This window comes from Planosporangium mesophilum, from assembly GCF_016863255.1.
GTDB classification, from domain to species: Bacteria; Actinomycetota; Actinomycetes; order Mycobacteriales; family Micromonosporaceae; genus Planosporangium; species Planosporangium mesophilum.
In genome coordinates, this window is the sequence record NZ_BOON01000031.1 from 34,567 (window position 1) to 55,406 (window position 20,840).

The following is a 20,840-nucleotide window of genomic DNA, read 5'->3' on the forward strand; positions in this document are numbered from 1 at the left end:
CGCCTAGGACGGCTGGACCAGGCCGGTCTCGTACGCATAGACGACGGCCTGCACCCGGTCCCGCAGGCCGAGCTTGTTGAGGACCCTGCCGACGTGCGTCTTGACGGTGGCCTCGGACAGCACCAGACGCTCGGCGATCTCGGCGTTGGACAGCCCGGCGGCGACCTCCCGCAGGATCTCGCGTTCCCGGGTGGTCAGCCGTTCCAACTCCGGGGGCGACTTCCTCGGTTCGCCGCCCGTGGTGGGCAGATGGGGCATGACGGTGTCGAGCAGGCGGCGGGTCACGCTCGGGGCGACCACCGCGTCGCCGCTGGCCACCGCCCGGATCGCCGACAGCAGGTCGGACGGCGGCACGTTCTTGAGCAGGAACCCGCTGGCCCCCGCGCGCAGCCCTTCGTAGGCGTACTCGTCGAGATCGAACGTGGTCAGGATGAGGACGCGGGAGGCGCCGGCCGCGACCACGCGGCGGGTGGCTTCGATCCCGTCCATGCCCGGCATGCGCACGTCCATGAGTACGACGTCGGGGGCCAGTTGGGCGGTCAGCCGGACGGCTTCGGCGCCGTCGCCGGCCTCCCCGACGACGGTCATGTCGGGCTGGGCGTCGAGCACGAGATGAAAGCCCATCCGCAGCAGCGGCTGGTCGTCGACGAGCAGGATCGTCGTTGCGGTGGTCATCGGAGAACGTCGGCTCCTTGCAGGTGCAGGCGGGTGCTCACGCGCCAGCCGCCGCCGGCCCGTGTACCCGCGTCGACGGTACCGCCGAACACGGCGGCCCGCTCACGCATCCCGGCGAGTCCGTGCCCACCCGGTGCCGGTGTGCCCGAGGCGCCTCGGCCGTTGTCGGTGACCTCGACCTGCAGCACGTGCCCCGGACAGTAGTTGAGGCACACCTCGGCACCGGTGGCGTCGGCGTGTTTGAGGACGTTCGTCAGCGCCTCCTGTACGAGTCGGTAGACGACCAGTTGGGCGCTGGACGGCAGGCTGAACGGCTCCCCGGTGACGGTGAGCCGGGTGGGCAGGCCGGTGGCTCGGACCGTGTCGAGCAGCTCGTCGAGGTCGCCCACGGCCGGCTGCGGCGCGAGCGCGGGCTGGGGGCTGTTGTCGCGCAGGACCCCGAGGAGGCGCCGCATCTCGTCCAGGGCCTGGCGGCCGGTGTCGGACACCCGGCCCATGACCTCCTCGGCCTTGTCAGGATCGGTACGGGTGGTGAAGCCCGCGCCGTCCGCGAGGGCGATCATGACGGAGATCCGATGGGCGACGATGTCGTGCATCTCGCGGGCGATGCGGGCCCGTTCACCGGCCACGGCGAGCTGGGCTTGCTGGTCGCGGTCGCGTTCGAGTCGCGCGGCGCGGTCCTCCAGCGCGGCGAGGTAGGCCCTGCGGGTACGCATGTTGGTGCCGATGACGCCAGCGGCGGTGATCATGCCGGAGATGAGGATCCAGGCCCACGCCTTCGTGCCCTCCGGCGCGAAGCGTGCGGCGGCGAGCACCGCCCCGAGCTCCAGAACGCCGGCGGCGAGGAGCACCCGCCGGGCGGTGGCGTAGGTGGCCACCGTGTAGAACGAGATGAGCAGGGCGACGTCGGCCGCGAGCAGTCGATCCGTCAGCCACTGGGCTCCGGCCACCGCCGCGATCGTCAGGAAGACCGCCGTCGGGGCCTTACGCCGCCACACCAGCGGCAGGACCAGGGCCGCCTGGAGCGCCCAGGACAACGCCAGCGGCGGAGGGCTTATCAGTACCCGCGGAGCGGTGACCAGGAAGACCAGCGCGGCGAAAGCGGCGTCGGCGGCGACCGGGTGCGCACGCAGCGCCGCGGGTGCCGCGTCCAGTCGCACGGCCGCGACGGCTTTTCGTACCCGGTTCATGTCACCTCCGTCCCGGGATGCGCCGGCCCGCCGGCACTCGCGAGGAGTGCCGGCGGGAGCCGTACGCGCTGGTCAGGTTACGCGTCGCGGCGCTTGAGCAGGATCGCACCGGCGATGATCGCCGCCACGGCGTAGCCGCAGAAGACCGCGAACCCGGTCCACGGAGCCAGGTCGCCGGGTGCCTGGTGGACGGACATGACCGCCTGCCCGGCGTTGGACGGCAGGTACGGGACGATGTGCGTGGCCCAGTCCGACGGCAGGACCGCGCCGAGGATCGGCAGCACCAGCAGCACTCCGAACAGGGTCGCGATCGCGCCGGCCGTGTTGCGGATGATGAAACCGAGCCCGACCCCGAGCAGCCCCACGACGGTCAGGTACAGCCCGGCGCCGACGACGGCCCTGGTGACGCCGGCCGCGCCGAGGGTGGTGCCGTGCGTACCCAGCAGGGCCTGGCCGCCGAGGAACGCCGCGAACGACGCCGCGACCATCAGGACGGCCGCGACGACAGTGAACAGGCCCGCTTTGGCCCACAGCACCGGCAGCCGTTTGGGTACCGCGGCGAGGGTGGCCCGGATCATGCCGGTCGAGTACTCGCCGGTGATCAGCAGGACGCCGAGCACGCCGATGGCGAGCTGGGCCAGGAACACCCCGCGCAGGCTGACGCCCGTCGGATCGAAGTGCGCGAGCTCCCGCGGGTCGAGCCGCGACCAGCGGTTGGCCATCACGCCGGAGAACAGCATCCCCAGCCCGACGGTTATCACGATCGCCGCCAGCAGCGTGTACACGGTCGACCGCAGCGACCGCAGCTTGATCCATTCGGAGACCAGGACCCGGCCCTGAGTGACCTTGTGGTGCTCCGCGGCCCTGCCCTGCCCCGCCGAGTGCCGGGGCGCGGTGACGGTAGTGGTGCTCACGCCGCACTCCTTTCCGCGCCGACCAGCTCTCCGGCCGTGACGCCGTGGTACTCGACCGAGTCGCGGGTCAGCTCCATGAACGCCTCCTCCAGCGACGCGTGTACCGGGGTCAGCTCGTGCAGCGTCATGGCGTGCTGGGCCGCGATCTCGCCGATGGCCGCGCTGTCGAGGCCGTGCACCTCGAGGACGCCGGCTTCGCTGCTCGCGACCGTCACGTCCGGTCCGGCCAGCAGGTCACGCAGCTGGGCTGCCTGCGGAGACCGTACCCGCGTGGTCTGGCGGGAGGAGCTGCGGATGAAGTCCGCCACCGACACGTCGGCGATCAGCCGCCCGCGTCCAATGATGATCAGCTTTTCGGCGGTCAGCGCCATCTCGCTCATCAGGTGCGATGAGACGAAGACGGTACGCCCCTCGGCCGCCAGATCCTTGAGGAGGTTACGGATCCAGAGGATGCCCTCGGGGTCCAGTCCGTTGACCGGCTCGTCGAGGATGAGCGTGGCCGGATCGCCCAGCAGCGCCGACGCGATGCCCAGCCGCTGGCCCATGCCGAGCGAGAACCCGCCGGCCCGCTTGCGCGCCACCTCGCGCAGCCCGACGAGGTCGATCACCTCGTCGACCCGCCGGCGGGAGATGCCGGTGGTGGCGGCCAGGGCGCGCAGGTGGTTGTACGCCGACCGGCCGGTGTGGATGGCCTTCGCCTCCAACAGCGCGCCCACCTCGTGCAGCGGCGCGGCGTGCCGGGCGTAGTGGCGGCCGTTGACGGTGACGTCTCCGGCGGTCGGAGCGTCCAGTCCGAGGATCATGCGCATGGTGGTTGACTTGCCCGCCCCGTTGGGGCCGAGGAAGCCGGTCACGATCCCCGGTTTGATGGTGAAGCTCAGGTTATCGACGGCGACCTTGTCGCCGTAGCGCTTGGTCAACCCGCGCGCTTCGATCATGGTGAAACCCCCCGGTTGGTGGTGTATCCCCAAGCTACGGGCGGGCCGCCGCTGCCCTCGACCGCCGCGAGGGCGAATTCTCCCCGCCACGGTCTGCGACCACCGAGGTACGGAGTACGCCGCAGGTCGTACGCGGCGGGTGCTCACGGTCCCCGCGCGGAGGGCGCAGTCGCTCTAGCGAATTCCCGCGTCAACTGCGGCGGGATTCCGGCTCCAGGCCAGTTGGCGGCGTAGGCCCTCCGCTAGGCGGATGTGGGGTTGGTAGCCCAGCAGTCGGTACGCGGCGGACACGTCGTAGCTGGCTGTGGCCGGATCGCGCGGTGGTGGGGGTCCTGCGGTCGTGACGTCGATGCCGAGGTTGTCGCGCATGGTGTCGAGCAGTTGGGTCAGGTTCGCGGTGTCGGGGCCGCTGATGTTGACGACCGCCGAGGTGACGGGCGCGGTGGCGGCGGCGAGGGCGGCGCGGACGGCGTCGGTGACGTAGACGTAGCGGCGTGGGCCGGTGGGGGTGTTGTACAGCTCGAGCGGCGCGCCGGTGTGCGCGGCGGCCACGAGGCGGGCGATGAGGTGGTGCGGGGGTTGGCGGGGGCCGTAGATGCCGGCGTAGCGCAGCGCCACGACCGACAGTGGGCTGTGCGGGTCGCGGCCGTAGGAGCCCGCCAGTTGTTCGGCCATGGCGGTGGCCAGCGCGTCGACGGTGGCGGGCCGGGCGGGGTGGGTGTGGTCGGCGTAGCCGGTGGTGGGGCCGTAGAGGTCGGTGGTGGAGGCGTAGACCAGCCGGCGGACGTGGGCGAGGTCGCAGGTGACCAGCAGGTTGGCGGTGGCCGTGACGTGGGTGGTGACCGTGGCTTCGGGTATCGGATGGTCGGGGCCGGCGAGGTGGTAGACGGTGTGGCAGCGGGTGACCGCCGGGCTGAGGTCGTGGCCGTCGAGGTCGGCGTGGACGAACGTGAACCGGGGATGCTGGCGGGCGCGTGCGAGGTGGGCCGCGGCGGTGGGGTCGTGGTCGGGGTGGCGGCGGTCGAGTCCGCGGACGGTGTGGCCGAGGACGAGCAGGGCGTCGACGAGGTTCGAGCCGAGGAACCCGGCGGCGCCGGTGACCAGTACCGGCGTGTCGCGGTCGGGTGCGGTGGTGAGGGCGGGGCCGTAGAACTGGCTGTCTGCGCTCACGAGCATGTCCTTGTGGTTGTCTGGTTGAACGGGCACGTGGCGCACAGGGGGCTGGGTTTGTCGGGCCGGGGGTGCGCCTTCGTGGGGTCCTGGTGCGCGCAGTGGAAGCCGAGTTCGGCGTCGGTGGTGGCGCCGAGGGCGGCGCGGTAGTGGTCTTGTGGCCAGTGGCGCAGGCCGCGTTCGAGTCGTTTGATGTAGTCGGCGTCGCGGCAGACCACGATTCCGCTGGTGTGGTACAGCCACGCGTTGGCCGCGTCGGCCAGTTCCTGCCGTGACAGTGGCCGGCCCGATCCGGACGGGGACAGCAGGGCGCGTCTGGCCTGCCGGAGCAGGTGGTTGGGTTGCCCACGGTGAGCCGCTTGGGTCATCGGTCCTCGCGTTCTGGCTTGCTCGCAGTCCAGTGGGGTGGGCGCCGCATCGGCAACAGCGGTTCGCCGTCGTGGGGCAGCTCCAGGGCGGGGCCGCAGTCGACGTAGCCGTGGCGGGCATACAGCTGTCGGCTGCGGCCGGAGCCGGCCAGCAGAAAGGCCGGACGGTCGGCGTGGTCGAGCACGGCGTGGCGGTTGGCCAGCAGCGCGCTGGCCAGGCCCTCGTGTTGGCGTTTCGGCAGTACGGCCAGCAGCGCCAGACACTCGTGGTCTGCACGGTCGGTCGAGTACGCCTGGCGCATCGCCGTGTCCAGGGCCTGGAAGCGTGGTGTTGAGGGTCCGTAGACGGCGGCGAGTGCCGCGTCGCGGCCAGGGATGTCGGCCGCGTGCGAGGGCAGCCAGACCGCGACGGCGCTTCGGTCGGTGACGGTTTCGACCGTGCCGTAGGCGATGGCGTGGTCGACGATGATGCGCAGGTACCCGACCAGCATGCTGGCGCGGTCGTCGGGTTCGGGGATCAGCCACCGGCATACGTCCAGGTCACCGATGGCGGTGGCGATGACGTGGGTGACGGTGGTGGCGTCGGCGCGGATGGCGCGGCGGATGGTCTCGGTCGGCGGTCTCACAGCGTCCTCCGTTGGGTGGCGGGGTGCTCGCTACGGCTTGTCGGCGGCTATCGGTTGCCGGGCCGGCGTGGTCAGGTACGGGCGGGCGCTCTTGACCAACTGCGACATCTCGTAGCCGAGCACGCCGGCGTCGACGCCGCGGGCGGCCAGCACCGCCAGCACCGCCCCGCAGCCGGCCGTCGACACGAACAGCAGGGTGTCGTCGAGTTCGGCCACCACCTGCCGGACCATTTCGCTGGCACCGAAGCAGCCGGCGGCGCTGCGGGCCAGTGAGAACAGTCCGCAGGCGATCGCGGCCAACTGGTCGGCACCGTCGTCGTCCAGGCCGTGGGCGGCCTTCGCCAGCCCGTCCGACGACAGCAACACCGCGCTTCGGGTGTGGGGCACGCGCTGCACCAGACCGGCCAGCAGCCAATCCAGATTCGTCGCCTGGCCCGCGGCTTCGCTGAGCATGAGTTGACCCCCCGGCGAATGGATTCGCTATCTGTACGTGATCGACCATGACGGTTCGTCTCATGCCGGTCGATACCATCGATGCGGACAGCTGACCTGTCCGCATCGACCGTGCCGCGACGGATGCTGGACAGCACAGCCGGACCGGAAACAGGCTGGTGGCAGGTCCGGCCGAGGCGATGGTGTCGACGGTCGCCGTAGACCGGGCAGGAGAAGGGACGAATGGTCCGACCGGTAATGATCAGATCTGCGGTGTTCGACGTCGGTGAGACGCTGCTCGACGACACGCGCGAGTTCGCCGCGTGGGCAGACTGGATCGGCGTACCCCGCCACACGTTCTCGGCGGTGCTCGGTGCCGTGACCGCGCAGGGCCGGAACAACGCCGAGACGTTCCAGTACTTCCGGCCTGGCTTCGACCTGATCCAGGAGCGAGAGCGCCGGGAGGCGGCGGGACTGGGCGAACAGATCGACGCGGCCGACCTCTACCCGGACGTGATACCAGCGCTGACACGGCTGCGGGCCGGCGGGCTGTGGGTCGGCGTAGCGGGCAACCAGACCGCGCGCGCCGCTGCCCTGCTGCGCGCGCTGAACCTGCCGGTCGACGCTGTCGCCACCTCTGGTGAGTGGGGAGTCGTCAAGCCCGATGCAGCGTTCTTCGACCGGGTCGCCGAATACGCGCCGGGCAAGCGTGGCGAAATCCTCTACGTCGGGGATCACCGTGACAATGATCTGATCCCGGCGCACGCCGCGGGCTTCCGGACGGCGTTGATCCGCCGGGGCCCCTGGGGATATCTGTGGGCCGACGAGCCGCGGGTGCAGCAGACCGCGGACTGGGTGGTGGACTCGTTGACTGAACTCGCCGACGTGCTGGCGCCTACGACCTGAATTCAGCCACGACGCCGGTCCACCGTGTCAGTTCGCTCAACGCGAGCGGCGGCGAGCGAAACCGATGACTGAGGGACAGCAGCGTCGACTTGACCTGTGGGTGATAGCGGACGTGCTGCGGCGCGACTTTCCGCGCGACCTGGAGCGTCGTGACGGCATCCTCGTCCCGGCCGCAGCGGGCCTGAGCGTCGGCAAGGTCAACGAAGAAGTGAGAGCGTCGCTCGGCGGGCACCGCCAGCGGGGGTACCCAGCCGGAGGCTATGCGCAGTGCGTCAGCCGGATCACCGGCGTCCACCGCAAGCGAGACGTGATGAATACGCACCGAGGCCGGGCCGAACGCTGTGCCGGTGTAGATGTTCTCGTGTACATGCGTGGCAGCCGCTGCGGCCTCATCGATATGATCGCGTGCCCGGTCTGGGCGCCCGGCGCGCGCTGCCAACACGGCCGCCCGCATGTGCAGGGCTCCGTATGCGGCTGCGACAGGGCCGCCGCCATCCAGCGTCATCGCGGCCGCGGCTCGCTCCAACATGCGGCGACCGGTGTCACAGTCGCCGCTGGCGAAAAATAGCTCCGCTCGGACGTAGGCCGCGGCGGCGACAGTTGGTCCGTCGCCGGACTCCTCGGCCAGGAGGTTCAGGATGCCGATGATGCGCGCGGAGAGGTCGTAGAACCCAAACTTATCCGCGATCGCATCCGCAGCCCGGAATGTCTGGGCAAGCAGGCGAGCCAGGTCTGCCCGCCGCCGGCCATCGGCTGCGTGGTAGGCGCGCAGATACACCGGTAGCGCGGACGGCAACTCCTCGGCAAGCCCGACGTACTGCGGGGCCAGCCGCATCTCGACGAACCGCTCGACACCGAACCGCACCTCGGCGAGCGGAGGCAACGGCCCATCGTCGGGGAGATCGTAAGCGTCAAGTACTCGCCGCAACGCTGGCAAGTGCGCCACCACTATCTCCCGCTCGAAGGCACCGGGTGCGGCGCGGACACATCGGTCTTCAGCCTCGGCAGCGCACCACAGTTCGATGAGGTCGCCATCGCAGGCAAGCGTCTGATCGCAGCGACCGACGAGATCGTGATTCGCGCGGCGCTCACCCTTCTCCACCTTGCCGATGAGATCCCCGCTGACATGCACCAGCAGTCCGAGCGCCTGCTGGGACAGTCCGCGCTCCATCCGACGCTAGCGCAGCCGGGCGCCGAAGAGATGCATCGCCGACAGCGACGGCTGTAGCGACCGTGGCCTCTGTCCCATGGCTCCTCGCCTCGAGCCTCAGCTACGGCAGGTTCCGTGGACCTGTCCTGCCATCCCTAGAACACTGGTACCGATGGATGTTATGGCAGTTCAACACTGCATGGCTGCCCACATCGGACACGGTTGTGTCCGGCGGGTCCTGCTTAACTTAAAGGCGTGCATGGCGCTCATCGGACCTGTCGACGGTGAGCCGCCGCGCCTGGCTGCAACTGCTCACCCTCGCCGCGCTATGGGGCGCGGTCTACCCGCTCATCGCGGTCGCCCTACAGGGGTTTTCCCCAGTCGCGGTCGTCTTCGGCCGCGTCGCACTCGCCGCCTTGTTGCTCACTCCCCTTGCGGTCCACCGAAACGCGCTCCGGCCGTTATGGAAGCACCCCCGCGCGATTATCGAGACTGTGCTCGTCCAGTCCACCGCGCCACTGCTGCTGCTTGCGTTCGGCCAGCAACACGTCGGCTCGGGCCTGGCCGGGATCCTCATCGGCGCCCAGCCCCTGTTCGTCGCGCTGCTGGCCAGCCGCTACGCTCCCGAAGAACGGCCGCAGGGCTGGAAAGGCAGGGCCGGCCTCACCCTCGGGCTGCTCGGGCTGATCCTGATTTTCGGCGTCGACCTACGCGGTGGTCAGCTCGCTCTAGCTGGTGGATCCCTGGTATTGCTGGCGGCGGTCTGTTACGCGGGCGGCGCCATCATGATCCATCGCCGGCATGCAGATGCCCCACCCCTCGGCGTCGCCACGTCGGCCATGCTCGTCTCCACCGCTGCGCTGGCGATACCCACCGCGTTCAGCCTGCCCGCGCACATCCCGGGCGGCCGCGTGCTGGCCGCCCTGGCCGTCGTCGGCGTCGTATGCACTGGCGCGACTCTGGCCCTGTTCTATGCCCTCATCGTCCGCATCGGCCCGGCCCGCGCAGCCCTCGCCTTTTACCTGTCGCCCGGCTTCGCCGTCACATTTGGCGCCGTGTTCCTCTCCGAAACAATCACTCCGAGCGCGATCGCCGGCTTGTGCGCCATCGTTGTCGGGTCCCTCCTGGCCGCCCAACGGACCGAGCCCACGCCCCCGTAAGCCAGCCCGACCGGGCGGTTGCGTCGACCACCCCCAGCCGTCCTGACGACGGAACTCCTCGGGGCACTTGCTCTGCCGAGTGCACTCGATTCCTGCTCGGCAGGATGCCAAGTCAGCAGTTGCCTGGCCCCAGGGGGTCACTTCAGTTGAGCCGACCGTAGCAGCCCGTACGAGGGAGTCATACGTCTGCTGCTTGCCGCGTAGGCCTGCCCAACGCTGAGATCGCTCGGCGGATCGGGATGACCCGGCAGACGGTGATCTCGTGGCGGGCCCGCTATGAGGCCGGAGGTACTGACGCCCTGACCGATCTTGCCCGCTCGGGTCGTCCGCCGGTGGCGCCGTCCGTGGGGCGGCTGGTCAGGACCTGGGGGCCGGAAGCCGTGATGGCGACTGTGTGTTCGGAGTGGGCGGTGCGGGAGCCGTCGGCGGAGCGGATCGTCCAGCCGTCGTTATCGAACGTGATTTTGTCGGTGGAGCGGCAGAACCAGGGCTCGATGGCGATAGTGAGGCCGGGGTCGAGCTTCATGCCGCGGCGGGCGCGGCCGTTATTGGGGACGTGCGGGGCCTCGTGCATGGTGCGGCCGATGCCGTGGCCGCCGAACTCGGCGTTGACGCTGTAGCCGTAGGAGTGAGCGACCTCGCCGATCGCGGCGGAGATGTCGCCGAGGCGGCCGCCGGGCTGGGCGGCGGTGATGCCGGCCTGCAGTGCGACCTCGGTGGCCTCGATCAGCTTCAGGTCGGCCGGGTCGGGGGTGCCGACGATGACGGAGAGCGCGGAGTCGGCGACCCAGCCGTCGATGCCGACCGCCATGTCGATGCTGAGCAGGTCACCGTCCCGCAAACCATAGTCGTGCGGCAGGCCGTGCAGCACCGCGTCGTTGACCGACAGGCACAGCACGTTGCGGAACGGTCCGCGGCCGAACGAAGGGGCGTAGTCCCAGTAGCAGGATTCGGCGCCGCGTTCGGAGATCCGGCGGCGGGCGTGGTGTTCGAGGTCCATCAGGTTGACGCCGACTGCGGCGACACCGCTCAGCTCGGCGAGCAGCTCACCGACGAACTGGCCGGTCACCGCCATCCGGCCGATCTCCTCGGCGGACTTGAGCTCGATCACGACAGCCTCCCGCTCCGAATGCGGTATTTTTATACCACGCCCGGTCGGGAATGCTCCGGAGGGATATCCTGCTGGCATGGTTCGCCACCCACTCACCGCCGAACAGATCGCAGCGGGCCAGCGCCTCGGAACCGCCCTCCGGGCCGCGCGGACCGGCCGCAGCCTCGTCGAGGTGGCCCTGGCAGCCGGCATCTCCCCCGAGACGCTGCGCAAGATCGAGGCGGGCCGCCTTCCCGCACCGGCGTTCGGCACCGTGGTCTGCCTCAGCCAGGCCCTCGACGTCCCCCTCAGCGACCTGGCCGACGTCTGGCTGGCCGACATGCCCATCCGCCAGGCGTCCTAGAGACCAACCGCCGTGCCCGATACCCGGGAACGGACCGGCGGGCCGTTGCGTGAAGCTCCGACCCGCCGGACCTTGCAGGGGGTTCTTACGGGGCGGGGTACTCCGCGACGTACACGGGCTGGCCGATCTTCGTGGTGTCGGCCGGGCCACCCACGCCGTTGACGACGTGGTCGATCGTGCCGGCGCTGAGGTTGACCGTCATGATGTGGTGCAGCTTGACGCCCGGCGTCTGCGGTACCTCGAAACCGTTCTCCGTGTGGATCGACGGGTTGTTCTGGTTGAAGACGTACACGCCCGCGCCGTACAGATTGTGGTTCTTCACCAGGTCGCCGACCTTGTATCCGGCGTAGCCCTCGACGTCGCCGTTCATCCAGTCGGCCTGCGTCGGCGGGTCGTACGGCAGCTCGTTCTGGTACAGGATGGTCGTGCCCTTGTCGCCGTTCCAGACGGTGTTGTACCGCTGGAAATGCTCGACGAACAGGCCGGTTGCGGTCACGTTGTCGCCGTTGATGACGGCGCCGTAGCGGCCGGTGTTGGTGTTCCAGCGTTGCGTGTCGGTGAAGCCCTCGACGCCGTGGTCGCCGCGCCACACCCAGGTGTGGTCGATGAGCACGTTGTCGCTGTTGACCTCGAGCGCGATGTTCGCCTTGCCGACGTGCGGGCCGCCGACCCGGAAGTACACGTCGGACAGGGTGGTCGGGTTGCTGGCCTGGCTCAGCCCGTGGCCGTGCTGCTTGCCGACCCGCAGCAGGACCGGCGACTCCTTGAGCCCCGCGTCGATCGTGACACCGGCGACGATGACGCCGGGGACGCCGGCGACGTCGAGCGGGATCGAGCCGTCGACCGCGGTGAGGGTGGCGTGCCCGAGGCCGAGGACCACGGTGTTGGGGCGTCGCACCTCGATGCTCCGCGCGATGTCGTACACCCCGGGGGTGAGCAGCAGGTTCTTGCCCAGCGCGAGCTGGACGTTGATCGTCTTCACCGAGTCCGACGGCTTCGCGATGTAGAAGTCGGAGAGCGGAATGGTACGGCCCGGCGTCATGCCGTTGGCCCACGAGACGCCGCTGGTGTTCTTCTGGGCGGACGGCACGCGGACGTTGGCCGTGCCCTTCGCGTCGACGAAGAGGTACGGCTTCTCACGGCTCAGGGGGGTGGTGGCAAGCGTCGTGTACGGCGGGTTCGGGAAGGCGGCGTCGTTCGGAGCTCCGACGACGCCCGAGAAGACCTGGTTCCACACGCCGTTGGACCAGCCGGCAACCTCGCTGTTGCGGGTCAGCCATTGCTGCTGCGACCCGTTGTTGACGGACGGCAGCTTGGAGTCCGCGATGAAGCCGCCGCTGGCGTACTGCGGGCCGGCCGTGCAGTAGTCCATCAGCGACAGGTTGGCGCCGGTGATGTTGAGCCGGCGCAGCGACACCGCCTGGGAGACGGCCCAGAAGTTCGCCGTGGACCGGCAGCCGTCCTGTCCGGCCGAGTTTACGTTGATCGACACGTTGGACAGGGTGCGCCAGAAGTTGACGAGCGCCAGGCAGTTGCTCGTACCGCCGTCGGCTAGGCAGCGGTTGTAGACCTCGACCTTGCCGTTGATGACGACATCGGTCGGCGAGGCGCCCAAGCCGGCGATCTCGGTGTAGTACCCGACCTTGATCTGCAGCGGTCGCTCGGCGGTGCCGTAGGTGCCGGGCTTGAACAGGAAGGCGTACCGGTTGGTGCCCATCTCGTTGTTGACCTGTGCCGCGTGCGTCGCGTCGAGCGCCGCCTGGATCTGGCTGACCGGCATGCTCGGGTCGAAGACCGTGACGTTCGGCCCGAAGTCCCGGGTACCGGAGTGCGGCGGGGAGGCCGCGGCGGCCGTCACCGTCGTGGCGGTCACGGTCGTCAGTACGAGGCCGAGCACCATGGCCAGGCCGATGAGCCGGCGGCTGGGGTGCGGCCTCGCGGGGTACCGGCTGCCATGCATCTGGGTCGTCATGTGGTTCGTCCTCTCCGCCGGGCGAGCAGCGTCGGCTGGACAAGAAGCGTGGGGGTGGGACGGAGCAAGGGGGTTCGACGAGCGCTATCGCGGGCCGAGATGGTTCACGGTTGACATCGACCTGTCTCTCCGGGGACTCGGCTGACAAGTCGGGCAGTCGTGAGAGCGCTCTCCCTACGATGCCGACTCGGTTCAAGCCGTTGAAGATGTTGGATGGGATGTTTCTACCGTGTGAATCGGCTCCGCGCCATGCCCCCGGAGCTCTTGATTTCGGTACGGGCCGTGACTGCACGATATCGACCGGTTCACGCCAAGGACGGGTTCGGCGGTCCGGATCAGGCCGGGACGAAGTAGCGCAGCCACAGGTAGGGCGTGGCGGGCATTCGAGGACGCAGGCCATCCCCAGCCGGGACATCCGGCGGGGTCGTGTGCGGTTCCACGAGCCCTCTACGGGCCCCCCGCGATACCGGCCCGGCGCCGGTAGTCGGCCACGTACTCCAGCAGCGCCTTGCCGGTGGGCCGGCGCCCGGGCCGGATGTCGCAGGTGCCGACCTTGCTCTCCTGGATCAGCACGTTCGGATCGAGGGTGATGCCGAACAGGTCGTTGGCGGAGTCGCCGGTGGTCAGGCCCTCGCTGCCCCAGTGGTAGGGCAGCCAGATCTGGTGGATCACCCGGCCGTCCACCCGCAGCGGGGTGAGGCGGTCGGTGACGAGCACCCGCGCCTCGATGGCCGCCCGCGCCGTGACGACGTGCGCCCAGCCCAGGTGCTCCAGCCCCCGCTCGGCCGCCAGTTCCGGCGACACCTCCACGAACATCGCCGGTTGCAGCTCGGCCAGGTGCCCCACGGTGCGGCTCATGCCACCGGCGGTGTGGTGCTCGGTGAGCCGGCTGACGGCGAACACGTACGGGAACACCTCGGCGCGCCGGTCCGGCGCGCTCGGGTTGACCGGGTTGTCCTCCCGGTCGTACACCTTGCGGGTCGGATTGGCCTGCTGCTTGTACAGCGGATTGGACACCGGCGACTCGACCGGCTCGTAGTGCGTCGGCATCGGGCCGTCGATCAGCCCGGCCGGCACGAACAGCCAGCCCTTCCCGTCGCCCTGCATGATGAACGCGTCGTCACCGGCGATGCCTTCGACCCCGGGAGTGCCCGGTTCCGGCCGGTACGACGGCGGCTTCGTCTTCTCGAAGTCGGGCACGTCGTGGCCGACCCACTCGCCCTTCTCGGCGTCCCACCAGACGTACGCCTTGCGCTCGCTCCACGGCCGCCCGTCCGGGTCGGCGGAGGCGCGGTTGTACAGCATGCGCCGGTTCGCCGGCCAGGCCCAACCCCACTCGCCGGCCACATAGTCCTGCTCCGTGCCGGGCTTGCGCCGGGCCGCCTGGTTGACGCCGTCCTTGTAGACCCCGGTGTAGATCCAGCAGCCGCCGACGGTGGAGCCGTCGTCTTTGAGCTCCATGAACGTCGACAGTGGACGGCCGGTGCCGACCTCGTACCCGTTGATCTCGCGCAGCACCGCCTCGGCGCTCGGCTCGTCGTGCTCCCCGTGCGTCGGGTAGTCCCAGGCCAGGTCGAGGATCGGACGGTCCCGCCGCTCCGTCGAAGCGGCCAGCTTCTGCCGGATGATGCGGCCCAGGTGGTAGAAGAACCACAGCTCGGACCGGGCGTCGCCCGGCGGCTCGACGGCCTTCTCCCGCCACTGCAGCAGCCGCTGGGTCTGGGTGAAGGTGCCTTCCTTCTCCACATGGGACGCCGCCGGCATGAAGAACACCTCGGTGCGGCACTCCTCCGGTACGATCTCGCCGGTCTCGATCTCCGGGCTGTTCTTCCAGAACGTGGCACTCTCGATCATGAACAGGTCGCGTACGACCAGCCAGTCGAGGTTGGCCATGCCCAGCCGCTGCGCCTTGCCGTGCGCGGAGCCGACGGCCGGGTTCTGCCCCAGCAGGAAGTACCCCTTGATCTTGCCGTCGATCATGCTGAGGACCTGCTGGTACGTGCCGTGGTCGCCGGTCAGGCGCGGCATGTACCCGTAGCAGAAGTCGTTCTCCGGCGTCGCCTTGTCGCCCCAGTACGCCTTGAGCAGGCTCGAGCAGAACGCTCCCGCGTTGTGCCAGAACCCCTTCTGCTCCGGGTGGCGGATGCTTTCGACCCAGTCGGAGTACGTGGCGTGCTGCTCGTGGTGCGGCATCGGCAGGTAGCCGGGCAGCAGGTTGAACAGCGTCGGGATGTCGGTCGAGCCCTGGATGCTGGCGTGCCCGCGCAGCGCCATGACACCGCCACCCGGCCGCCCGGTGTTGCCCAGCAGCAGCTGGATGATCGCCCCGGCGCGGATGTACTGCACGCCCACGCTGTGCTGGGTCCAGCCCACCGAGTACACCAGCGCGGTCGTGCGCTCCCGGCCGGAGTTCTCCGCCCAGGCCCGCGCGATGTCGAGGAACTTCTCCCGCGGGATACCGCAGACCTGCTCGACCACCTCGGGCGTGTAGCGCGCGTAGTGCCGCTTGAGGATCTGGTACACGCAGCGTGGGTGCTGCAGCGTCTCGTCGCGGTCGGGGTCGCTGGGCACCCCCGGACCGTGCGACTCGTGCTGCAGCGCGCTGGCGGTCTCCCGCTGTGTCTGCGTGTCCTGCTGGTCGCCCTCGCCCTCGTGACCGTCGTAGTGCCAGCTCGACGGGTCGTAGGTCCGCGTCTCCGGATCGAAGCCGGAGAACAGGCCGTCGAGGTCCTCGGTGTCGCGGAAGTCCTCGCTGACGATCGACGCCGCGTTGGTGTACGCGAGCACGTACTCCCGGAAGTCCAGGTCGTTGCTCAGGATGTAGTTGATCACGCCACCGAGGAACGCGATGTCCGAACCCGCGCGGATCGGCAGGAAGGTGTCCGCGACCGCGCTGGTACGCGTGAAGCGCGGATCGACGTGGATCACCCGGGCGCCGCGCCGCTTGGCCTCCATGACCCACTGGAAGCCCACCGGGTGGGCCTCGGCCATGTTGGAGCCCTGGATGATGATGCAGTCAGCGTTGGCGAGGTCCTGCAGGAAGTTCGTGGCGCCGCCGCGACCGAAGCTGGTCCCCAGACCGGGGACGGTGGCGGAGTGTCAAATCCGGGCCTGGTTCTCGATCTGGATAGCCCCCACCGCCGTGAAGAGCTTCTTGATGAGGTAGTTCTCCTCGTTGTCCAGCGTCGCGCCACCGAGGCTGGAGATCCCGAGGGTACGGTTGAGCGGCCGACCCTCGTCGTCGACGTCCTCCCAGGTCGCGGCGCGGGCCGCGATGACCCGGTCGGCGATCATGTCCATCGCCGTGTCGAGGTCGAGATCCTCCCACTCCGTCGAGTAGGGCCGGCGGTACTTGATCGTGGTCTGCCGCAGTGGGCTGGTCACCAGGCTCTTGCTCGCCGAGCCCTTGGGGCACAGGCGCCCCCGCGAGATCGGCGAATCCGGGTCGCCCTCGATCTGGGTGACCTGGCCGTCTTTGACGAAGACCCGCTGGCCACAGCCCACCGCGCAGTACGGGCACACCGACCGGGCCATCGAGTCGGCCTTCCCGGTCCTGGCCGAAAGCTGCTCGGACCGCGGCGACCTGGCGGCCGTGCCCCGGCCGAGCGGGTCGGTGCCGGTCAGTTGACGATAGACCGGCCAGCCTTCGATCCAGGTACGCACACCCATGGATCATGAATACCACACAAGACTCGATGCGCCGAGCGGGTACGCGCCCTGGTCGGCATCGACTTGATCACCGACCCGGACGTACTGCTGGCCGGCGCGCTGCGGGACGCATGCTTCCAGGAGTAGAACGGACACCGATGAAGAGCGCGGACGAGACCCGGAGCGTGCTGGGCCGCGCGCTGGCGATCCTCGAGACGTTCAGCAACGAGCGGCCGGAGCAGACGCTAGGGATGATCACTCGGTCGACCGGCCTTCCCGCGGCGACGGTCCATCGACTGCTGGCCGAACTGGTGGGCTGGGGCGCGGTGGAGCGGGTGGGCCGGGGCCGCTACCAGGTCGGCATGCGGCTGTGGCAACTCGGCTCGCTCGCGCCGGGCGGCAGGGGCCTGCGCGATGCGGCGCTGCCGTTCCTCGAGGACCTGTTCGAGGCGACCCATCAGGTGGTGCACCTGGGCGTCCTCGACGGCCGGAGCGTGCTGTACGTGGAGAAGCTGATGGCGCGGCCCGAGGTGGAGGTCGTGTCCCGGGTGGGCCGGCGGCTGCCGCTGCACTCGACCGGCCCGGGCAAGGTGCTGCTCGCGTACGCCCCGCCCGTACTGTTCCACGAGGTCGTCGCCGCCGGCCTGCCCAGGCTGGCAACCAACACGATCACCGACCCGGACGTACTGCGGCAGACGTTGGCGGAGATCCGGAGGACCGGGTTCTGCGTGTCCCGCGACGAGATGACCCAGGGGGCGTCGTCGGTGGCGGCGCCCGTCTTCGGCCCCGGCCGCGACGTCGTCGCCAGTATCTCCGTCGTCGTACCGAGCAGCACGACGAACCTGCACTCGCTGGTGCCCGCGGTCCGGATGGCGGCCTCAGGCATCTCCCGCGCCCTGTAGTCAGTGCCGGGAGGTAACCCGCCCAGGGGCCACGGCCCATCTTCTTTTCCGTTGGGTGGGAGATCGGGTCGCGTGGATCCATGGTGCCCCGCACGCTCAGCCCAACACTCGTTCGGGGCGTGCCCCCCACTCAGATTTCGGGAGCGTCGATGCGGGACAACATGCGGACGGCCGACGCCACCGGCGAGCAACCCACGACCGGCTGGAAACCCTGGTACACGCTCTGGGGTTTCCTGTTCCTGGGGTGGACCTTCAGCGCCGCGGACCGGGCGCTCACCGGCCCGGTCGTCACCTACATGATCCAGCACAAGGTCGACTTCCTCGCCACGGCGCCCAACCCGCACGGACTGGGCGGGCTGATCGGCGGCCTGTTCTTCGCCGGGTACATGCTCACCCAGCTACCGGGCGGGTACCTGGGCGACCGGTTCGGCCACCGCAGCGTCATCGTGGTCAGCCTGGTCTGGGCCGGGATCGCGACCCTGCTGACCGGGCTGATCAGCGGCCTGATCCTGTTCATCGTGATCCGGGTGCTCACCGGCCTGGGCGAGGGCGCGTACTACTCCAACGACCGCTCGGTCATCAGCTCGTCCACCCCGGTACGACAACGCAGCATCGGCATGGGCGTGGCGATCACCGGCCTGGCCGTCGGCATCACGATCGCGACGGTCGGCACGCCGTGGCTGATCCAGTGGGGCCGGCCGCTGGTGTCGGCCGGCCAGGAGTGGCGCTCGCCGTTCCTGATCCTCGGCGTGGTCACCCTCGTCGTCGGGCTGGGCATCTACGTGTACTTCCGCGCCGGCGGCCACCGGATGCAGCTGGGCAAGGCGACGGTACGCCTGCTCGGCACCTCCGCGATCGCGCTCGCCGCCGTCATGGCGGTGTACTTCGCCGGCCGCGCCCTGCACTTCGGTGACATCGCGATCGCGGTCGTCGAGGTCGGGCTCGCCGTCGCGCTGATGGCGTACTTCCTGTTCGGTCGGGGCGCGGACCGCCACTCGCAGGCCACCCGCAGCCGGGACCTCTGGCTGGTGTACCTGTCGATGTTCGCCGTCCTGTGGAACCTGTGGTTCTTCGGCTTCTGGTCGGTGGCGATCATCGCCGATACGGCGAAGGAGCTCGGGTTCGCCCAGGCCGCCCTCGTCGCCGGGTTCAACGCCGGGGCCGGCATCCTCGGCTTCCCGACCGGCGGCTGGCTGTCGGACTACGCGGTGCGCCGTGGCTGGGGCCGCAAGCCGATGCTGCTCACGTTCACCCTGATCCAGGGCGTACTGACGGCCGTGTTCGGCTACACCGCCACCACCGGCAAGCCCAACGTCGTCCTGCTCGCCGTGCTGCTCTTCACCGCCAGCCTGTTCTTCAACGCCCTCCAGCCGATCTCGCACGCCCTGCTCGCCGACCTCGCCAGACCGGAGGTCCGGGGCACGGCCTTCGGCATGTCGAACCTCGTCGGCGAGACCGGTGCCGTGCTGTCCCCCGCGATCAGCGGGGTGCTGCGGGACGTGACCGGGAGCTGGGCAGCCGCGATCTACCTGGACGCGGCCATTATCCTGACCAGCTTCGTCCTGATCACGTTCGTACGCGAGCGGCAGTTCGCGCACCGTGAGGACGAACTGCCGGCAACGGACGCGGCGGTCGAGCCGGTGTAACGGCGCCGGCCACCGACAACACCGGCGCCCCGGAAACCGATGGACAGCACGACGTAAGGAAGATATGGCCACCGTCCGAGACGTGACGTTCGATCTGCTCCGCCGCCACGGCCTGACCACGATGTTCGCCAACCCCGGCTCCACCGAGATTCCCCTGCTCACCGACCTGCCCGACGACCTGAACTTCATCCTCGCGCTGCACGAGGGCTCGGTCATCGGCATGGCGACCGGGTGGGCGATCGCCAACGAGCAGCCGGCGCTCGCGATCCTGCACACCACCGCGGGGCTCGGCAACGCCGTCGGCGCGATCGCCACGGCCCGCCTCAACCGGGCCCCGATGGTCATCCTGGTCGGCCAGCAGGACCGCCGCCACCTCGCGTTCGAACCGTTCCTCACCGGGCACCGGCTCGACGACCTCGCCAGACCGTACCCGGTCTGGACCGGCGAGCCGGCCCGCGCGCAGGACGTACCCGGAGCGGTGGCCCGGGCCTGGCACGCCGCCCGCGACCTCCGCGGCCCGGCCGTGGTGATCGTCCCGATGGACGACTGGCAGGCGCCCGCCGACGACCTGGAGATCCCCGCCCCGGCCCGACTGCGGCGCGCCGACGCGGTCGCCGCCGAGACGGTCAGCGAACTGGTCGACCTGCTGACCGGTGCGCGCTCCCCCGCGCTGGTCGTCGGCGCCGGGGCGGACGGCGAGCGGGCGTGGGCCGCGCTGACCGCCCTGGCGGAGCGGCTGGGCTGCCCGGTGTGGCAGGAGGCGTTCAGCGCCCGAGCCGGTTTCCCGCAGGACCATCCGCTCTTCGCCGGCTTCCTGTCGCCGAGCCGGGCCGAGCTGCGCAAGCAGCTGGCCGGCCACGATGTCGTGGTGTCCGTCGGGGCACCGGTGTTCCGGCAGTACCAGTACGAGCCCGGCCCGCTGGTCGAGCCCGGTACCCGCCTCGCGATCGTCACCGACGACCCGGACGAGGCCCACCGCAGCCCGGTCGAGCTGGCCGTCCTCGCCTCCCCGGCCGCCGTGTGCGAGCTGCTCGCCGAGCAGGTCCCGGCCCGGTCGGGCGACCCGGACGCGGTCGGCCGGCAGATCCACCTTCCCGCGCCGCCGGAGCCCGGCGTACCGCTGCGCGGGCGGGACGTGCTGGCTGCGCTCGCCGCCCGGCTGCCGCGCGAGACGGTCCTCGTCGAGGAGACCCCGTCGAGCCGGCCGGACCTGCACGCCCTGGTACCCGCGCGGACGCCGCTCGGGTTCCTCAGCGCGGCGATGGGCGGGCTCGGGTTCGCCCTGCCGGCGGCGGTCGGGGTGCGCATGGCCCGCCCGGACCGCCCGGTGGTGGCGGTCGTCGGCGACGGCGCCTCGCTGTACGGGATCCAGGCCCTGTGGAGCGCCGCGCACTACCGCGTCGGCGTCCTGATCGTCGTGCTCGCCAACGGCCGGTACGCCGTCATGGACCAGCTCGCCCGGGGCCACAGCGCTGGCGGGTCGCCGGCCTGGCCCGGGTTCGAGGAGGTCAGCGTGCGGGGCCTGGCCCACGCCCTCGGCTGCCCAGCGGTCCGGATCAACAACTACGACCAGCTCGTGCGTATCCTCGACGACACGCTGCCCACGCTCGCCGACCGCGACGAGCCGCTCGTCCTCGACGTCGCGGTGGAAGCCGCACCGGGCACCTACAGTGGGTAGCATCAATATCG

Annotated in this window: 17 protein-coding genes and 1 pseudogene; 6 read left to right on the forward strand and 12 right to left on the reverse strand. The window is 70.1% G+C overall.

Annotated features, from left to right (window positions below; genetic code table 11):
- Positions 1 to 3 precede the first annotated feature (3 nt).
- The 8 genes from Pme01_RS16305 to Pme01_RS16340 form a co-directional block, all read right to left on the reverse strand.
- On the reverse strand, positions 4 to 675 hold the full coding sequence (locus Pme01_RS16305) for a response regulator (RefSeq protein WP_168114284.1): 672 nt from the start codon (positions 673 to 675) through the stop codon (positions 4 to 6).
- Complete coding sequence (locus tag Pme01_RS16310; protein WP_168114283.1) at positions 672 to 1,865, reverse strand: sensor histidine kinase; 1,194 nt, start codon at positions 1,863 to 1,865, stop codon at positions 672 to 674. Before Pme01_RS16310 ends, Pme01_RS16305 begins: the two co-directional genes overlap by 4 nt.
- Before the next feature lie 77 nt (positions 1,866 to 1,942).
- Positions 1,943 to 2,779: an ABC transporter permease gene (locus tag Pme01_RS16315; protein ID WP_168114282.1), complete on the reverse strand. Its 837-nt coding sequence runs from the start codon at positions 2,777 to 2,779 to the stop codon at positions 1,943 to 1,945.
- Positions 2,776 to 3,717: an ABC transporter ATP-binding protein gene (locus tag Pme01_RS16320; protein ID WP_168114281.1), complete on the reverse strand. Its 942-nt coding sequence runs from the start codon at positions 3,715 to 3,717 to the stop codon at positions 2,776 to 2,778. The genes Pme01_RS16315 and Pme01_RS16320 overlap by 4 nt, the downstream gene beginning before the upstream one ends.
- A 174-nt stretch (positions 3,718 to 3,891) precedes the next feature.
- Positions 3,892 to 4,887, reverse strand: a complete 996-nt coding sequence (locus tag Pme01_RS16325; RefSeq protein ID WP_168114280.1) for an NAD-dependent epimerase/dehydratase family protein — start codon at positions 4,885 to 4,887, stop codon at positions 3,892 to 3,894.
- Entirely contained in the window at positions 4,884 to 5,255 is a 372-nt protein-coding gene (locus Pme01_RS16330) for a hypothetical protein (protein WP_168114279.1), read from the reverse strand. The genes Pme01_RS16325 and Pme01_RS16330 overlap by 4 nt, the downstream gene beginning before the upstream one ends.
- A complete protein-coding gene (locus tag Pme01_RS16335; RefSeq protein WP_168114278.1) occupies positions 5,252 to 5,881 on the reverse strand; it encodes a GNAT family N-acetyltransferase in 630 nt (209 codons plus the stop codon). Before Pme01_RS16335 ends, Pme01_RS16330 begins: the two co-directional genes overlap by 4 nt.
- Positions 5,882 to 5,911: 30 nt before the next feature.
- Entirely contained in the window at positions 5,912 to 6,334 is a 423-nt protein-coding gene (locus tag Pme01_RS16340) for a roadblock/LC7 domain-containing protein (RefSeq protein ID WP_168114277.1), read from the reverse strand.
- A gap of 237 nt (positions 6,335 to 6,571) precedes the next feature.
- Between Pme01_RS16340 and Pme01_RS16345 the strand changes: the two genes are divergently transcribed.
- A complete protein-coding gene (locus Pme01_RS16345; protein WP_168114612.1) occupies positions 6,572 to 7,219 on the forward strand; it encodes an HAD family hydrolase in 648 nt (215 codons plus the stop codon).
- Here Pme01_RS16345 and Pme01_RS16350 read toward each other — a convergent pair.
- On the reverse strand, positions 7,209 to 8,390 hold the full coding sequence (locus tag Pme01_RS16350) for a hypothetical protein (RefSeq protein WP_168114276.1): 1,182 nt from the start codon (positions 8,388 to 8,390) through the stop codon (positions 7,209 to 7,211). The two genes, Pme01_RS16345 and Pme01_RS16350, sit on opposite strands and share 11 nt — an antisense overlap.
- Positions 8,391 to 8,653: 263 nt before the next feature.
- On the opposite strand from Pme01_RS16350, the gene Pme01_RS16355 reads away from it, so the two are divergent.
- The gene (locus Pme01_RS16355; RefSeq protein WP_168114275.1) at positions 8,654 to 9,529 is read left to right on the forward strand and encodes a DMT family transporter; all 876 of its coding nucleotides are present in this window, start codon (positions 8,654 to 8,656) and stop codon (positions 9,527 to 9,529) included.
- Positions 9,530 to 9,803: 274 nt separating this feature from the next.
- On the opposite strand, the gene map is transcribed toward Pme01_RS16355, so the two are convergent.
- Positions 9,804 to 10,640: a type I methionyl aminopeptidase gene (map, locus tag Pme01_RS16365; RefSeq protein WP_168114274.1), complete on the reverse strand. Its 837-nt coding sequence runs from the start codon at positions 10,638 to 10,640 to the stop codon at positions 9,804 to 9,806.
- Between the two features lie 76 nt (positions 10,641 to 10,716).
- On the opposite strand from map, the gene Pme01_RS16370 reads away from it, so the two are divergent.
- Positions 10,717 to 10,983, forward strand: coding sequence for a helix-turn-helix domain-containing protein (locus Pme01_RS16370; RefSeq protein ID WP_168114273.1), 267 nt, complete (start codon positions 10,717 to 10,719; stop codon positions 10,981 to 10,983).
- An 85-nt stretch (positions 10,984 to 11,068) separates the two neighbouring features.
- Here the strand turns inward: Pme01_RS16370 and Pme01_RS16375 are convergent, their stop codons facing one another.
- Together Pme01_RS16375 and fdh are read right to left on the reverse strand one after the other, a co-directional pair.
- Positions 11,069 to 12,943, reverse strand: coding sequence for a pectate lyase-like domain-containing protein (locus tag Pme01_RS16375; RefSeq protein ID WP_168114611.1), 1,875 nt, complete (start codon positions 12,941 to 12,943; stop codon positions 11,069 to 11,071).
- A 474-nt stretch (positions 12,944 to 13,417) separates the two neighbouring features.
- Positions 13,418 to 16,624 (reverse strand): annotated as a pseudogene (fdh, locus tag Pme01_RS16380) (formate dehydrogenase); the annotation flags it as partial.
- A gap of 137 nt (positions 16,625 to 16,761) precedes the next feature.
- Between fdh and Pme01_RS16385 the strand changes: the two are divergent.
- The 3 genes from Pme01_RS16385 (at position 16,762) to mdlC (ending at position 20,829) form a co-directional block, all read left to right on the forward strand.
- Positions 16,762 to 17,505, forward strand: a complete 744-nt coding sequence (locus tag Pme01_RS16385; RefSeq protein WP_203935669.1) for an IclR family transcriptional regulator — start codon at positions 16,762 to 16,764, stop codon at positions 17,503 to 17,505.
- Between the two features lie 149 nt (positions 17,506 to 17,654).
- A complete protein-coding gene (locus tag Pme01_RS16390; RefSeq protein ID WP_203935670.1) occupies positions 17,655 to 19,151 on the forward strand; it encodes an MFS transporter in 1,497 nt (498 codons plus the stop codon).
- Between the two features lie 82 nt (positions 19,152 to 19,233).
- The gene (gene mdlC / locus Pme01_RS16395) at positions 19,234 to 20,829 is read left to right on the forward strand and encodes a benzoylformate decarboxylase (protein ID WP_239088269.1); all 1,596 of its coding nucleotides are present in this window, start codon (positions 19,234 to 19,236) and stop codon (positions 20,827 to 20,829) included.
- Positions 20,830 to 20,840: the final 11 nt, after the last annotated feature.